The sequence below is a fragment of the Flavobacterium lacus genome (genome assembly GCF_003268815.1).
Lineage (GTDB): Bacteria > Bacteroidota > Bacteroidia > Flavobacteriales > Flavobacteriaceae > Flavobacterium > Flavobacterium lacus.
Map to the genome: position 1 here is coordinate 44064 of NZ_QLSV01000001.1, position 16519 is coordinate 60582.

A 16519-nucleotide genomic window follows, 5' to 3' on the forward strand; every position below is an offset into this window, starting at 1 on the left:
AATGACAGATTCAAGTATAATATCAAAAATTTGGAACCTAGCTAGTGTATTACGTGATGATGGGGTTGGTTATGGAGATTATCTAGAACAAATTACCTATTTGCTGTTTCTTAAAATGGCAGACGAACTCAACAAACCTCCTTATGGTAAAGGACTAGATTTCCCAAGACTAAAAGATGTAGAAGGACATGAAATTGAAGATGCTGAAACTTGCGACTGGGAAACACTTTCTAGCAAAAGAGGTGCAGAATTAGAATCGTTCTATAGTCAATTACTTAGAAGTCTTTCTACTGAAAAAGGAATGTTAGGTCAAATTTTTACTAAAAGCCAAAATAAAATTCAAGATCCATCAAAGTTGTTAAAAGTTATTGATTTAATCAATAAAGAAAACTGGAACTTGATGGGTACTGATATCAAAGGTAAAATTTACGAAGGATTATTAGAAAAGAATGCCATTGATAGCAGTGGTAGTTCAGGTGCAGGTCAGTATTTCACACCAAGAGCATTAATAAAAGCGATTGTTGCCTGTATTCAACCAAAACCTATGAAATCTATTGCAGATCCAGCATGTGGTACTGGAGGCTTCTTTCTGGCGGCTTACGATTGGATAATTACAAACAACAAACTAGACCGTGATGAAAAAGCATTTCTTAAAAACGATACTTTTTATGGAAATGAAATTGTTGCCAACACGCGAAGAATGTGTTTAATGAACATGTACTTACATAATATTGGTGAGATAGATGGCAATACTCCAATAAAATCAACAGATGCTTTAATTTCAGATGATGGATTAAGAGTAGATTATGTTTTGGCAAATCCTCCATTCGGAAAGAAGAGTAGCATGACTATTACCACTGAAGAAGGAGATGCAGAAAAGCAAGACATGAGTTACAACCGTCAAGACTTTTGGGAAACAACTTCCAATAAGCAGTTGAACTTTTTGCAACATATTAAAACGATGTTAAGAATTAATGGTGAGGCAGCAGTTGTATTACCAGATAATGTTTTATTTGAAGGTGGTGCAGGCGAAGAAGTACGTAAACAACTATTAAAGACAACAGAACTACATACTATTTTGAGATTACCTACCGGTATTTTTTATGCACCAGGAGTAAAAGCAAATGTGTTATTTTTTGATAATAAACCAGCAAGTAAAGAAGCATGGACAAAAGATATTTGGTTCTATGATTACAGAACCAATATTCACCATACACCAAAAAAGCGCACCATGACAATGCAGCATTTGGAAGAGTTCATCAAACTTTACAATCCTGGGAATCGTAATAAAAGAGTGGAAACATGGTCTGAAGAAAACGAAGAAGGAAGATGGAGAAAATACACCTATGATGAAATTATAACGAAAGACAAAACAAGCTTAGATATCTTTTGGATAAAAGACAAGAGCTTAACAGACCTAGACAATTTACCTGATCCAGATATATTAGCTAATGAAATTATTGAAAATATTGAAGCTGGTTTAAATAGTTTTAGAGAAATTATGGAGACGATAAATGGGAATGATGAGTAAAATGATTTATATATGAATTATTGGCATATACAATTACACCCAGATAATAGGCTTTCTATTGTTGACCTAATTTCTATTCTTAATACAAAAAAAGTAATAGGTTTAGGAGAGGAATGGAATGATAGAAATAATAATCCTGTCCTAGATCCTCAGTATTTTAAGAAGGATATGAGAATTGGAGATGTAGTAATGGTCAGAGATACTGTTACACCGGTAGCTTTAGTAAAAATAGAAAGTGATGCATTTATCGAAAAAAATATAGATGAAGATTTCGATTGGTTTAAGTTAAGACGTAAAGTAAGTGTTTTAAATTTTTTTGAAGATTCTGATAAGAACACACTTGATGAAATATTAAAAAAATATGGTAATAAACATATACAAGCTCCTGGTACATTAACTTTTTGTCAAGGTGATAATGCAACAAATAAGTTTATTAAAGTTTGGCATAAAAAATCAATTTATAAAAACATTATGGAAAGTTTAAAATTATCTCAAGAAAGACAAGACCAGATAAAACTACTTTGGACTAAATTCAAATCTGATACTAAAAAGGGCGAGGAAAAATATCGTACTGACGAGATAGCAAAACTATTAAATGATTGGGACATCTATAGAGTTAAAATAATTAATGATACACTTACATTAGAGGATTTTACAAATATTTTAAATAATCCAACTGCAACAATGCCTGGTGGGTATTTGTGTAATTTTTTGGAAAGAACAACAAAAACTGTTTTTGGTTCTTCAAAACCGGGTAATGCAGAAAATTTTGAAGTAAAACTTAACAATGACAATGACACCTATTTTATTAAAAGTGAAAAGAACCATAAAGCAACAAAGGTAGAAGCGGAAACATATTTTAATACCAATATCAAAGTATTACTAAAGAAAATTATTGAAGAAAAAGACCCGTTAAAAAAAATTGAAATTATTGACACTGCAAATTATAGTGCTAAGCAAATTCTAATGAAAGTTGCTGTTTTAGAGCATGTATCTAGTTTTCTTTCAATATATTCTACAGATGTTTTAAATAGTTTATATGAAGAATTTATTGAAGGTGATGCTACTGGAAATCTAGATAAATCACATCAGATTATGACAGTGAGTAAAAAGTTACTTGAAATTCAAGAAGACAACAAATATGAACTGACTTTATTGGCTTGGTTTCTTTGGCAGTATTCAACAGCAAATGCTATTGCAGATAAGGATAATCCAAACGTTATTATGTATGGCCCGCCTGGTACTGGGAAAACTTATGCAGTAATAAATAGTCTTGATTTTGTATGTCAAGGAGATAGTTCGCGATTTGAAATACTTCAATTCCATCCTTCATTTACATATGAAGATTTCATAGAAGGAATTAAACCAAAAGGAGTATCTAAAGATGGAAATATTCGATTTGAATTAGTAAATGGTGTTTTCAAAAACTTCTGTATTAAAGCCAAAAAAAATCCAAATAAAGAATATTATTTTGTAGTAGATGAGATTAATCGTGCCAATCTTTCCTCAGTATTTGGTGAAACATTATCACTTTTAGAAAGAGACTATAGACATGATGTTTCCATTGCTGATAATACAAAAAATATTATTAGAACTCAATATTCATCATTGATTGACGAATTGATTAGTGAGAATCCTCTAAAAAAGGACTTAGCATATGCTATTGATAACAATGTAGTTAAATTTGGTGTACCTAGCAATGTTTTTTTTATTGGTATGATGAACGATGTAGATAAAAGCATTGATGCTTTTGATTTAGCACTTCGCAGAAGATTCAAATGGATTAGAAAAGATTGTGATTATGATGTAGTAGAGGAAGAAACTAAATTCAAAAACAAAGAAGATTTCAATAATATAGTCTATTACAAAAAAGCTTGTGAACGCTTGAATAATTACATTTCATATGATTTAGGATTAGGAAAGTCTTATGAGTTTGGGCATTCTTTCTTTATGAAAATGAAAGATATTGCAAAAAGAAAAGAAATTACTCAAAATAATATGGAGGTACTTTTTAATCTTTATTTACGACCTACATTAAAAGAATATTTGAGAGCTGTATTTGCCGAAAGCGAATTGGATAATAAATTAAATGATGCATTAGCAAATTTTAAAGCTGCCATAAATTAAAAAATAATGAAAATTACAATACCTGTAAATCATAATTATTACGAAGAAGCACCAATACATGAATCAGTATTAGGTGTTGCTTTTGGCGTAAATAAATCAGGTATTAAAAATGTACAGAATCTATTTTCTTCACTTCATGAATTAAAACTTGGATCCGAACAACTAAAGCAGATTAAATTATTTAGTTTTAAAAAAAGCAGTTTTTTTGAACCAGATGAAGAAAGGTTAATTCTGAAATTATATTCAAAAGAAAAACTTGAAAAGGAAAAACAATATTTTGTTCAAACTGGTTTATATGCTGGAACCTTATTTTATAAAGGTTGTAAAATAAACATTACTTCAAATCATGGAGATGTTTTTTTAAAAAGGATGCTCAATTTCGTAAATGATATTTATATAGATAATGAGCAAGTAAAGGCAAAAAAAGACGAAACTGTAAATCAATTTTTATTCATTATAGCCTACCTTTTTATTCAATCACTTGAAAAAGCTGCTGTTTTAGGTTTGCCACAAGAATATAAAACGCAAAGAGAACGTAGTCATAAAGTAAGAGGTGCAATAGATTTCAATGCCTACTTAAAACAAGATATACCATTTCAAGGTAAGTTAACTTCTGTATTCAAAGAGCGTAGCTATGTCCAAGAAATTATAGACGTACTATATTTAACTTTAAGAAAATTGGAATCACTTTTTGGAAAAGAGATTCACAATAGACTTCTAGGAGTAAATCAATTATTAAAACAGAATTATTCAGGTAGATATGTTACTAATGATACAATTCGTAAAGCAAAACTACATCCATCAATTAATAATCCATTATACAGTTCATTTAAGAAAGTATTGGACTATGCTGAAATAATATTATTGGAAAATGATTTGATGTCTGATGATTCGAATAGTAATATGTCAACTACTGGTTATTTGTTTGACATAGCAGAGCTTTTTGAATTGTATATTGAAAAACTACTTAATAAAAATTTTAATGAGTGGTCTGTAAATGCTCAACAACAGATAGATATTTATAAACATAAATTTTATATGCGTTCAATGTTTCCGGATATTGTAATGAAAAACAGAGATAATAATAAAATTGCAGTTTTTGATGCAAAGTTTAAAAAAATGGAAATGATTAATAAAGATGTTGATAGGAATGATTTACATCAAATCCATTCCTATTCTGGATATTATAAAACTGAAATAATTACCGCTGGATTACTATTTCCTTTGTCAAATGAAATCAATATTGAAAAATCACATTCTGACTCACTTTATGGATTAGTTGGAAACAAAATAAAATTTTTAATTGATGGTGTATATATAAATGATAAACTATCTATGAAAGAACTTATACAAAAAGAAGAAGAATTTATTGAGCGAATAGGTGCTGCATTAAACAATTACTAAATATAATCTCATTACCTCATTGAAATGCACAAAATCCCTATTTAGTCCAAGTATTCCTTAACTCACGTCTTTGTTTGCTTCATTTAGTTACTTTCATTTTTTAATCAACATTTTGTATCTTTAATTCAGTTTTTTAAAGAGGTGTTTTTTATGGAAACTATCGAATTAACTAGAAAAGAATTATACAATATGGTATGGTCAACAACACTTTCAAAGTTGACACAGCAGTATGCATACACAATTGACGCTATAAAAAAAATTTGCAAACAATATGAAATCCCTATGCCTGATGGGAGTTATTGGTCAAAACTCAAATTCAATAAAAAGTTCAAAAAAGAAAAGCTGAATCCAATTTTTGATGGAGTTGATAAAATCGTTTTAACAATAAGAAAAGAGGGTAATCCAATTAATGTGGACCAAGCACCATTAACCATTAGAACCAAAGAAATTGAAAATGATCCAAAGGCACCTTTAATTGTTCCGAATGAAATAACAAGACCTGATATTCTAACTATACAAACAAAACAATACTGGTCAGGCAAAATTATTTTCAATTCATATCGCGATGATAATAGAATTACCTACCCAATCAGAGTTGAAAAAAACAGTAGGGAAAGAGCTTTGAAATTCATGGATACTTTCACAAAATTACTCCGATATAGAGGACACACCATGTCAAAACAGTATGGTTGTGATTGTGTACTAATTGATGGTATAAAAATCGAGATTGATTTAAGGGAAGCATCAAAACGTGTCCCACCAACAACAAAATATCGTTCATCTCAATATGTTCCAACTGGTGAATTTATTTTTAAAGTGGGTAAATATTCAGGAGAAAGAGAGTGGCGAGATGGCAAGGTTAAATTGGAAGGAATGTTGGCTAGGATTGTTGCCAAATTAGAGCTTATTGCTGAAAGAGAAAAAGAATGGCAAGAGCGAGCCAGAATATCCGATTTAAAAAGAGCTGAGGAAGAAAAAATCAGAAAAGAGTTTGAAGCTCGCAAAGAAAAAGAAATAATCAATACAAAAAAGTTTTTTTCAGATGCTGAAAAATTTGAAAAAGCAACAATTTACAGAAACTTTATAAATGCAACTGAGCAAAAATCGATTAAAGAAAATAAACTCACAACGGAATTGAAAGAATGGATAAAATGGGCAAATGAAAAAGCAGATTGGTTTGATCCTTTTATTAATAGGAAAGATGAATTATTAAATGACAACGACAGAGAAGAATTTCATAAACCTAAGCAACAAAAAAACTATTACGGATTTTAAAACGTTTACCACAAATTAATAATTTACCTCCCTCCGTATAATATAATTTTCGATATCACCGAAATTTGGAAATTATACAGGTGCGGTCATTTTTAATGTTAATCACTGCTTTTTTGCGGTGATTAATACAAATAATCACCGCAAAAATTAGTTAATACGGTCATAAGACCTTATATTTACCGCATAAATGCATTGATTATGTACATTCACGAACAAAAAAATTGGCCTTCATTTATATGGGATGCAGAAACCATCAGTTCTATTCTTGGTGAGGTAAGACATCGCCAAGGCAAGATACTGGGTCAAATGCAAACGTTAGGATTTCACATTCAGGAAGAAACGATGTTGAAAGCACTAACAATGGACGTAGTAAAATCGAGTGAGATAGAAGGTGAATTGCTCAACCCGGAACAAGTACGTTCTTCAATAGCAAAACGTTTAGGAATTGAAATTGCAGGTGCAATACCCGCAGAACGAGATGTTGAAGGAATTGTAGAAATGATGTTGGATGCAACACAAAAATATAATTCTCCGCTAACTGCTGAGCGATTGTTTGATTGGCATGGAGCATTGTTTCCAACAGGTCGAAGTGGAATGTATAAAATAAAAACGGCAGCTTGGCGTGATGATATAGTGCAAGTGACTTCAGGGGCAATGGGAAAAGAAATTGTACATTTTGAAGCCCCCAATGCTAGCAAAGTGCCCGATGAAATGAATGTTTTTTTAGAATGGATGGAAAAAGAGTTAGACCTTGACCCTGTTCTCAAAGCTGGACTTGCACATTTATGGTTTGTTACCATTCATCCTTTTGATGATGGAAATGGTCGTATTACAAGAGCAATTACGGATATGTTATTAGCACGAGCAGATAAAACGCCACAACGATTTTATTCTATGTCGGCACAAATACAAGCGGAACGTAAGAATTATTATGACATATTAGAAAGCACACAAAAAGGAAATCTTGATGTGACTGCGTGGCTAGTTTGGTTTTTAGATTGCTTAATGCGTTCGATGGATCAAACCGATGAAATAATTGCAAAAACAATTGTTCGTGCTCAGTTTTGGGAAACACACAAAGAAACCATTTTTAATGCTCGACAACAAAAAATTTTACAATTACTCTTAGATGATTTTTTCGGAAATCTCAATGTTTCCAAGTATGCTAAAATCGCGAAAACTTCTACTGATACTGCCCTACGTGATTTGCAAGACTTAGTCAAAAAAAATGTATTGGAGCAAATTGGTGCTGGAAGGAGTACTTCGTATAAACTGAAATTAAGGTTAAAAATACATAACCCAGAAAAGATTAAATAAATATGGATATTTATTGGTGGATTGATAATAGAACTTTATTGTACTTAACACAATAGTTCTGTATAAAGCAATCGGAAAAAGAATGAGCTGGTTAAATTATTTAATCGGCTGAAAAATGATAAACCTTCACTATGAAATAGTTGTTTGAAATAAATTTCTGATAGAAAAATTTCTGTGAAAAAATAAATTATTGGAGAGATTACAAACGATGATAATAGTAGTATATTTGAACTTTAGGTTGCTTACAGAAATTAGCACCGATTTTAGAATTTGTACCTCGCTTGTACCTCCATACTTCAAAGCCCTTTAATAGTTAACTCCGCACTTTCTGTATTGGGAAATAAATGACCAAAATCACCGCTCTTTAGTAAAATAAAAAACCATCTAAGAGATTTACCCTTAGATGGCTTTTTATAAATAAGTTTAATTATTTACTAGATTTAACTGCTAAAGTGTAGATTACTAAACCAAAACCAATTTTGTTAATGGCATCAGCAATGTTGTAAACAACATCAATATTTAAGTTTAAACCATGTAAACCACTATACCAGCCGTCTGTACCTAACATATATCCTAGCGGATAAATAGACCATCCAACTAATACAAACCAACATAAAATTTTGTGAGCGGCTAAAACATCTCCGCCTGCCTCTTTAGCCAATTTTGCAGCTGCTCCTAACCAAATGTCATAAACAATTACAAAGTAAGCTACTCCTGAAACAAATCCCCAAAATGCAGCACTGTCTCTGTAAACAGCTTCCCCTAAATAACCTGTTACTAACATGATGATTGAAAAACCAATCATTCTCCATAGTAAAGACTGTTTTGCACCTGCAATTTTTAGAATTAAATAAAACTCAAGACACATCAAAGGCACTGTTAACACCCAATCTACATAACGAAAAAACGTTGGTGATTCCATGTGAGAAGCCCAATAATCTCTCATGTAAAAATAATGAACAGCGGCAATAAACGTGATTAAGCCGGAAACCAAAACTGAAGTACGCCATTTTTTGTCAAACTGACTCAATGACAAAAAGAAAAAAGCTGAGGCGGCCATCATAGCCATACAGCCTACAAAAAATGTAAATCCTACATAATCTGTAGGGTCTAACTTAGGAACTAAATCCGCTACTAACATAAAGTTTTTCATAAAATTATAATTTAATTTTTTTGTTCAAACAAATTTATAAAAGATTAAACAAAATAAAAAAACTTTTGTTTAATTTTTTTTACTTATATTTAAACAAATTTTAAAAAACCATGCATAAATTTACAAATTATTCAATAGTAGCAAGCTTCTTAGGATTATGGATTAATTCTTTCTTTACTGAGCAAGTCCAAATATTTATAGGATTTTTACTAATTTTTTCATTTGGGATTCTTCATGGAGCAAATGATTTACTATTAATTGGTCAAACAAAATCAAAGTTTAGTAATCAATCCTTTTGTAAAATTTTAGTTTATTACATCGTTGTAGTCATTTTGGGAGCACTTTTATTTTATTTTATACCCTCGCTTGCTTTAGTATTGTTTATACTCGTTAGTGGTTATCATTTTGGAGAGCAACATTGGCAAAGTAATAAACAAGATGGAATTAAAGTATTGAATGTAGTGTTCCATCTAATTTACGGTTTACTAATACTCAGCCTCCTATTTATTTTTCATATTAAAGAAGTTCAACGTATTATTTTTGATATTACTAAAATTCATATTTCCTCTGATAGCATTAATTTACTTTTTTACATTTTATTAAGTATTTTTTTATCATTGTGTCTTGTAAAATATTTTAATTCAAAACCTTTCAAAAATAGAGTGTTACAAGAATTCTTATTTTTATTCGTTTTTGCCATTATTTTTAAAACATCTTCATTGATTTGGGGATTTGCCATCTACTTTATTTTGTGGCACAGTATCCCTTCAATGATGGATCAAATCAATTATTTATACGGTTCAATTTCCTATAATAACTTTAAAAAATATTTTAAAGCTGCTTTTTATTATTGGATTATTTCACTGGTTGGTATTTTGTTGCTGTATTTAATTTTTAAAAATGAGTATTTTTTTGATGCTCTGTTCTTCTCTTTTTTAGCCGCCATTACTTTCCCTCATGTTTGGGTAATTATAAATATGTTTAATACAAAAAAAGCGAACTAGTTACAGTTCGCTTTTTTATTCTTATGAAGGAGGAAATTATTTCACTTCTTCAAAATCAACATCTTGTGTTTGATCTCCACTTGTATCAGCTTGTGGCTGAGCTTGTTGAGCACCTTGATTGTCTTGTGATTTATACATTTCTTCGGAAGCATTTTTCCATGCTTCGTTGATTTTGTCTAAAGCAGGTTGAATTGTTGCGATGTCTTTTGTTTCATAAGCCGCTTTCAACTCATTTAACGCAGCTTCAATTGGTTGCTTGTTCGCATCTGACAATTTATCGCCGTATTCTTTTAATTGACTTTCAGTTTGGAAAATCATTCCGTCTGCTTCGTTCAATTTGTCAACTCTTTCTTTTGCAATTTTATCAGCTTCCGCATTGATTTCTGCTTCTTTTTTCATTCTTTCGATTTCTTCCGGAGTTAATCCTGATGAAGCTTCGATACGAATATCATGTGATTTTCCTGTTCCTTTATCCGTTGCAGAAACTTTGATGATACCATTAGCATCAATGTCAAACGTTACTTCAATTTGCGGAACACCTCTTGGAGCTGGCGGAATTCCGTCTAAATGGAAACGACCAATTGTTTTGTTGTCATTTGCCATTGGTCTTTCTCCTTGCAACACGTGAATTTCAACCGATGGTTGGTTATCCGCAGCTGTAGAGAAAACTTGTGATTTTTTGGTTGGAATGGTTGTATTCGACTCAATTAATTTGGTCATTACACTTCCCATTGTTTCAATCCCTAATGATAAAGGCGTAACATCCAATAACAATACATCTTTTACATCACCACTTAAAACACCACCTTGAATAGCAGCACCAATTGCCACAACTTCATCAGGATTTACACCTTTGGATGGTTTTTTTCCAAAATATTTTTCAACTTGTTCTTGAATAACCGGCATTCTGGTTGAACCTCCAACTAAGATTACTTCATCAATGTCTGAAGTTGATAAACCTGCATCTTTTAATGCTTTTACAACCGGTTCCATTGAACGTTTTACTAAACTTTCAGCCAATTGCTCAAATTTAGCTCTGGTTAATGATTTTACCAAGTGTTTTGGTCCACTTGCTGTAGCTGTTACATAAGGCAAGTTAATTTCTGTTTGTGTAGAAGATGATAATTCAATCTTCGCTTTTTCAGCTGCTTCTTTCAAACGTTGCAAAGCCATTGGGTCTTTACGTAAATCGATACCCTCTTCGCTGTTGAAGTCGTTGGCCAACCAATCGATGATTACTTGGTCAAAATCGTCTCCACCTAAATGAGTATCTCCATTTGTTGATAATACTTCAAAAACGCCATCACCTAATTCAAGTACAGAAATATCAAATGTACCTCCACCTAAATCGTACACTGCAATTTTTTGATCTTTTCCGGCTTTATCCAAACCATAAGCTAACGCAGCAGCAGTTGGTTCGTTGATAATTCTCATTACTTTTAAACCGGCAATTTCTCCCGCTTCTTTTGTAGCTTGACGTTGAGCATCGTTAAAATAGGCAGGAACAGTGATAACCGCTTCGGTTACTGTTTGACCTAAATAATCCTCAGCCGTTTTTTTCATTTTTTGAAGTGTCATTGCTGACAATTCTTGTGGTGTATATAAACGACCATCAATATCCACACGTGGCGTATCGTTGTCACCTTTTACCACTTTATACGCTACATTTCCAGCCTCTTTTGCACTTTCAGTATATTTATTACCCATAAAACGTTTGATAGACGCAATGGTTTTGGTTGGATTAGTTACCGCTTGTCTCTTGGCAGGGTCACCTACTTTGATTTCACCACCGTCAACAAATGCAATAACAGATGGCGTAGTTCTTTTACCTTCAGCATTTGCAATTACTACCGGTTCTCCACCTTCCATTACGGATACACAAGAGTTGGTAGTTCCTAAATCGATTCCAATTATTTTACTCATAATTTTTTAATTTGTATGTCTTGTTTTTAAATTCGTTTTTCAAAACTTGATTTGCAAAGGACAAGGATTATGCCAAGTGAGAAATTTAAAAAGAAATGTCATATATCGATTGAAGATTCAGAAAAAATATGACATTATGACATTTCTTTTGTATCTATTTAAAATATTACTAGTTATAGTAGTAAAAAAAACATGTGAATTATACAATTCATTCTATGATTTAAGAAACAATTTGTCATATTAAAGCACCAACTTTACCAAAGTAAGAAATAAAAAAAATGTCATGAAAAAAAATAAAGTAAACGATAAAAGCTCACTTGGTCATATACTAGGTGCTGAATTAGAAAAAGGCGAGCCGCATATTATAGTAGAAATAATTGAATATGCTCCACACGCTATTGAAAGTAAAACAATCATCAGGAAGTCCACAGGAAATGTTACCGCCAAATCTTTTGATGAAGGAGAAGAATTATGTGAAAAAACGATTCCATTTGATACTTATGTTCAAATTATTCATGGTGTTGCAAGCGTGACAATAGATAAAAAAGAACATAGTTTAAAGCTTGGCCATGGTATTGTAATTCCTGCACATTCCCATCACTGTTTTAATGCCAATGAAAAGTTTAAAATGATTTCTACCATTATAAAAAGTGGTTATGAAGATATGAATGTCGGCATTTAAAACTTATTCAACCAAGAATAAAGCATTACTAAACAATAAATTACCATTTTCCCAAAATCCTCTAAACAACGGATTATCAATCATATAAATCACTTTTCCGTTTCCGTGATAATCAACGGCAAATGAAACGGTTTCTTGCAATGATTTTTTTAATTTGTTGCCAATGAATCCAAAACTTTGGTAATTTTTGGGAACATAAATGACATTTTGAGCCCCTTTTAAGAGTTTAAAATTGGAATCATTCGTTTTCAAACTGAAATATTTTTCACCTAATCCAAACGTTAACGGATGACTCGCATCAATTGAATTTTCAATAATTGCTCCCGGAATATAACCCGAAATCGAACGTCTTTCACTTCCTTCAAAATCAAGAAAACGATCTAATAATTCTTGTTCTTCAATGAATTTTTGAGCTTCTGCTTTTTCATCTTCTGTGGCAAATTTTGTTAAATGATAACCAGGACGGTCCTCAAATTGACCCACAGCACCACCGATTGCAATGACTTTTCCACCTTTGGAAATAAAACTATCGATTGAAGTCTTTTGACTGTCTGAAAAACCATACCAACCTTCGGGTAAAATTAATGTGTTGTAATCGGCTAAGTTTACACGATTAAAATGTTGCATTTCAACAGTACTCATCGGATATTCAATCACTTGATCCATAAAAAACCAAACTTGTCCGAAATCGATATTACTGACTCCGCTTCCACCTAACACCAATACTTTTGGTGCTTTTAATAATGGATAACTTTCGCCCCCTAAATCACCACCATTACTGGCAAAACCACTTTCTAACGCGACGTAATCATATTTTTCTTGTATTAAATTCTGAATCGTCTCTTCAAAATTTTGCACTTTCGAATTATCGCCTTTCGTCACAATCAAGCCACCTCTTTCGATTTTTAAATCTCCAAAATAAACTTCTTTTCTCGCCGAACGAACTTTGATATTTCCTTGATGCAACAAACTCAACACACGAGCTGAACTTCTATTATTCCAAGGAATATAAAACGCATAAGCATTCGGAACTATTGTAGGTGCACTGAAATCTAACCTTGTTTTTGTTTTAACGGGCAAATTTCCTTTCACGGCAAAACTTTCCACGCCATACGCCAATGGCAACGACCAAGCTGTGATGTCATACGACAAACTATCGGTTAATTTATGATGCGGTTCAAATAAAACTTGCGTTAAAACCGATCTTGGTTGATCTACTTTAATAATCAAATCATTCGGTTCGATTGTAAACGATTTTTCTTTATTGGATTGATAATGATAACCGGAAAGTTTCTTCGTTTCATCTGTAAAGGCAGTTTCAATTCTATTTCGATTAAGTAATACAGAAAGTTCTAAATTTTTCGGACTATTTTTTACGATGTACGTTTGGTATTTTCCTTTTGGTTTGGTTCGATTATCTTTAAAATAAGCTCTAAACGCTTTAGTTAAAACATCTTTTTGCACGTTAGAAAGTTCAACCACGGTTAGAATGGCTTTGGTATGATGATTAATTCTGTCCTGCAAAGTCAATACTTCACCATTTTTTAATAAAACAGCTCTTCCTGCTCCAATTCCGCCTTGTTCATACGTCATTCCTACCGCTCCATTGTAGCATGGATACGTGTCGCCATAACTCGGATAAAACAAATCAAATCGTTCGCCGGAATAATACATCCAACCTTCTTTATCAAACTTTTTAGAGGTAATCTCCCCTATTTTTTTATGAAAATCCCGCTGAAAAGGAGCAATTTGTTCGTGATAGGGTTCAGCTGCCGGTGGAAAAAAATAGGGTTCATTATAACCCATTTCGTGCACATCGGCATGTATCATCGGCATCCATTGATGATACAAATCCATTCGCAATTGCGTTTCCAATTGTGTTTGCCAAGCCCAATCGCGGTTTAAATCATACACATAATGATTTTGTCTTCCGCCCGGCCAAGGTTCCATATGCTCTCGGTCTGAAACTCCGGGATGCGTTTTCTTGCCCGAAATATCGCGAAGCCAATTCGCATAACGTGAAAAACCATCGGGATTTAAACATGGGTCTAAAATGACAACAATGTCTTCTAACCACTTTTTTGTTTCTTTATTATTTGGGTTTATCAGTTCATAAGCAACGGATAACGCACTCTCAATTGCTCCAATTTCATTACCGTGCACATTAAAACTCAACCAAACAATTGTTTTTGATTTTGAATTATTTTTGGTTGAAAAAAGTCCGATTTCATACAAATGATTCTTTCGGATTTCTTCTAAATTTTTTAAATTTTCCGGTGTTGAAATATAATAGGCATTCAAATTTCTTTCCTGCGTTGTTTCACCATATTTCTGATGCTGAATCCAATCTGAATTTTTAACTAATTGATCAAAATAAGCTTCCACTTGATGATAATAGGTCACTTGTTTTCCATAATTAGGTAAAAATTCTGATGGCGATTTGGGTTGTGAAAATCCAATTAAACATACAAAAAACAGAAGTAGGTTAAAAAATCGATTCATTTTAAAAAAATTAGAAGTCAAATATAGGTTATTTTTTGAACGGTTGAACTGAAAAGTGAATTCACAAACTAATAAAGAAAAGTTAATTTTTCAATTCTATTTTTAAGAAACTCGTTTGAATAAGCAATAAACAAAACACTATATTTGCCTTTACTAAATCGTTTGCGTTATGGAAGAATGTATTTCTGTTTTTGATATGCTTAAAATTGGTGTTGGACCATCGAGTTCGCACACGCTCGGACCGTGGAGAGCTGCTGAGCGGTTTTTGGCCGAATGCAGAGAAGAAAGCATTCTGAATCAAGCCATTAGAGTCAAAGTCGATTTATATGGCTCGCTTTCCTTAACGGGAAAAGGGCATGCCACCGACTTAGCAATAGTATTAGGACTAAGTGGACAAGATCCGGAAACCATCCCGATTGCTGACATTGATGGAATTGTTCAATCGGTAAAAACTTCCAAAAAAATCAATCTGGGAAATGAAATCCAAGTTGATTTTAATTTTGAAAATGATATTGTTTTCAACCGAAATTTTCTTCCTTTTCATGCTAATGGTTTGACTTTTACTTTATTTACTCATGATAAAGAGTTTAGTGAAACCTATTATTCAATTGGTGGCGGATTTGTGGTGAAAGAAGAACGAACCAATGCCAAAAAGAAATTAGAGATAAAATGTGCTTTCCCCTATCCTATTCAAAAAGCAGATGAATTATTAGAATTTTGTAAAAAAGAAAATAAATCGATTTCTGAAATTGTCTATGAAAATGAAAAATCGATGCGTTCCGAAGAAGAAATTAACTACGAGTTAATGCGAATTTGGGACACGATGTTAGAATGCATTTACATCGGTTGTCACTCCGAAGGAATTTTGCCCGGCGGATTAAACGTTCGTCGAAGAGCATTTGATATGCACGAAGGTTTAAAAGGAACTATTCCGTATTCAAATCCGCAAGAATGGCTGGAAACCATTCGTAAAACAGAAGTGAAGTTTAGACAAATTCTAAAGTGGGTAAGCTGTTTTGCGTTGGCCGTTAACGAAGTAAATGCTGCTTTAGGTCGTGTTGTGACCGCTCCAACCAACGGAAGTGCGGGTGTAATTCCGTCCGTTTTAATGTATTATTTAGTGATTGAAAACCACGAAGCCGGTGAAAAAGAAATCAAACAATTTCTACTTGTTGCAGGAGAAATTGGTAGTATTTTCAAAAAAGGAGCGACAATTTCTGCCGCAATGGGCGGTTGTCAAGCTGAAATTGGCGTATCCAGTGCGATGGCAGCAGCAGCGTTGTGTGAATTGATGGGTGGAACACCTGCTCAAGTGACGATGGCTGCCGAAATTGCGATGGAACATCATTTAGGAATGACGTGTGATCCGATTGGCGGATTGGTTCAAATTCCGTGTATCGAACGCAATACGATGGGAGCAATTAAAGCGATTAATGCCGCTGAATTAGCTTTGGAAACCGATGCAAACAACGCGAAAGTTCCGTTAGATAAAGTAATCAATACGATGTGGGAAACCGCTAAAGATATGAACTCCAAATACAAAGAAACCAGCGAAGGCGGATTGGCAGTTGGAGTGAATTTGGCCGATTGTTAAATTAAGG

At 32.7% G+C, this 16519-nt stretch carries 11 protein-coding genes; 8 read left to right on the forward strand and 3 right to left on the reverse strand.

Translation table 11 applies throughout. The features are described from left to right. Window position 1: 1 nt before the first annotated feature. The 5 genes from B0I10_RS00195 (at window position 2) to B0I10_RS00215 (ending at window position 7654) form a co-directional block, all read left to right on the forward strand. Window positions 2–1531, forward strand: coding sequence for a class I SAM-dependent DNA methyltransferase (locus B0I10_RS00195; protein WP_112084474.1), 1530 nt, complete (start codon window positions 2–4; stop codon window positions 1529–1531). A 12-nt stretch (window positions 1532–1543) separates the two neighbouring features. Beyond that, window positions 1544–3658: an McrB family protein gene (locus B0I10_RS00200; RefSeq protein ID WP_112084475.1), complete on the forward strand. Its 2115-nt coding sequence runs from the start codon at window positions 1544–1546 to the stop codon at window positions 3656–3658. Between the two features lie 6 nt (window positions 3659–3664). Beyond that, window positions 3665–5062: an McrC family protein gene (locus B0I10_RS00205; RefSeq protein ID WP_112084476.1), complete on the forward strand. Its 1398-nt coding sequence runs from the start codon at window positions 3665–3667 to the stop codon at window positions 5060–5062. A gap of 150 nt (window positions 5063–5212) precedes the next feature. Beyond that, the gene (locus B0I10_RS00210; protein WP_112084477.1) at window positions 5213–6337 is read left to right on the forward strand and encodes a hypothetical protein; all 1125 of its coding nucleotides are present in this window, start codon (window positions 5213–5215) and stop codon (window positions 6335–6337) included. Window positions 6338–6535: 198 nt separating this feature from the next. Continuing rightward, window positions 6536–7654, forward strand: coding sequence for a Fic family protein (locus B0I10_RS00215; RefSeq protein WP_112084478.1), 1119 nt, complete (start codon window positions 6536–6538; stop codon window positions 7652–7654). A 427-nt stretch (window positions 7655–8081) separates the two neighbouring features. On the opposite strand, the gene B0I10_RS00220 is transcribed toward B0I10_RS00215, so the two are convergent. Further along, on the reverse strand, window positions 8082–8807 hold the full coding sequence (locus B0I10_RS00220) for a bacteriorhodopsin-like (RefSeq protein ID WP_112084479.1): 726 nt from the start codon (window positions 8805–8807) through the stop codon (window positions 8082–8084). 110 nt (window positions 8808–8917) lie between these two features. On the opposite strand from B0I10_RS00220, the gene B0I10_RS00225 reads away from it, so the two are divergent. Next, the gene (locus tag B0I10_RS00225; protein ID WP_112084480.1) at window positions 8918–9811 is read left to right on the forward strand and encodes a Brp/Blh family beta-carotene 15,15'-dioxygenase; all 894 of its coding nucleotides are present in this window, start codon (window positions 8918–8920) and stop codon (window positions 9809–9811) included. A gap of 36 nt (window positions 9812–9847) precedes the next feature. Here the strand turns inward: B0I10_RS00225 and dnaK are convergent, their stop codons facing one another. Continuing rightward, window positions 9848–11734: a molecular chaperone DnaK gene (gene dnaK, locus B0I10_RS00230; RefSeq protein WP_112084481.1), complete on the reverse strand. Its 1887-nt coding sequence runs from the start codon at window positions 11732–11734 to the stop codon at window positions 9848–9850. A gap of 283 nt (window positions 11735–12017) precedes the next feature. Between dnaK and B0I10_RS00235 the strand changes: the two genes are divergently transcribed. Continuing rightward, window positions 12018–12416 (forward strand): cupin domain-containing protein, encoded by a 399-nt coding sequence (locus B0I10_RS00235; protein ID WP_112084482.1) that lies wholly within the window; start codon window positions 12018–12020, stop codon window positions 12414–12416. 3 nt (window positions 12417–12419) lie between these two features. Here the strand turns inward: B0I10_RS00235 and B0I10_RS00240 are convergent, their stop codons facing one another. Next, window positions 12420–14918, reverse strand: coding sequence for a M14 family zinc carboxypeptidase (locus B0I10_RS00240; RefSeq protein ID WP_112084483.1), 2499 nt, complete (start codon window positions 14916–14918; stop codon window positions 12420–12422). 169 nt (window positions 14919–15087) lie between these two features. Here B0I10_RS00240 and B0I10_RS00245 point away from each other — a divergent pair, with 169 nt between their 5' ends. Further along, window positions 15088–16512 (forward strand): L-serine ammonia-lyase, encoded by a 1425-nt coding sequence (locus tag B0I10_RS00245; RefSeq protein WP_112084484.1) that lies wholly within the window; start codon window positions 15088–15090, stop codon window positions 16510–16512. Window positions 16513–16519: the final 7 nt, after the last annotated feature.

Bases quoted from the DNA above. Each gene is read 5' to 3' on its own strand.
- B0I10_RS00195 (WP_112084474.1), top strand. From the start codon at position 2: ATGACAGATTCAAGTATAATATCAAAAATTTGGAACCTAGCTAGTGTA.
- B0I10_RS00200 (WP_112084475.1), top strand. From the start codon at position 1,544: ATGAATTATTGGCATATACAATTACACCCAGATAATAGGCTTTCTATT.
- B0I10_RS00205 (WP_112084476.1), top strand. From the start codon at position 3,665: ATGAAAATTACAATACCTGTAAATCATAATTATTACGAAGAAGCACCA.
- B0I10_RS00210 (WP_112084477.1), top strand. From the start codon at position 5,213: ATGGAAACTATCGAATTAACTAGAAAAGAATTATACAATATGGTATGG.
- B0I10_RS00215 (WP_112084478.1), top strand. From the start codon at position 6,536: ATGTACATTCACGAACAAAAAAATTGGCCTTCATTTATATGGGATGCA.
- B0I10_RS00220 (WP_112084479.1), bottom strand. From the start codon at position 8,807: ATGAAAAACTTTATGTTAGTAGCGGATTTAGTTCCTAAGTTAGACCCT.
- B0I10_RS00225 (WP_112084480.1), top strand. From the start codon at position 8,918: ATGCATAAATTTACAAATTATTCAATAGTAGCAAGCTTCTTAGGATTA.
- dnaK (WP_112084481.1), bottom strand. From the start codon at position 11,734: ATGAGTAAAATAATTGGAATCGATTTAGGAACTACCAACTCTTGTGTA.
- B0I10_RS00235 (WP_112084482.1), top strand. From the start codon at position 12,018: ATGAAAAAAAATAAAGTAAACGATAAAAGCTCACTTGGTCATATACTA.
- B0I10_RS00240 (WP_112084483.1), bottom strand. From the start codon at position 14,918: ATGAATCGATTTTTTAACCTACTTCTGTTTTTTGTATGTTTAATTGGA.
- B0I10_RS00245 (WP_112084484.1), top strand. From the start codon at position 15,088: ATGGAAGAATGTATTTCTGTTTTTGATATGCTTAAAATTGGTGTTGGA.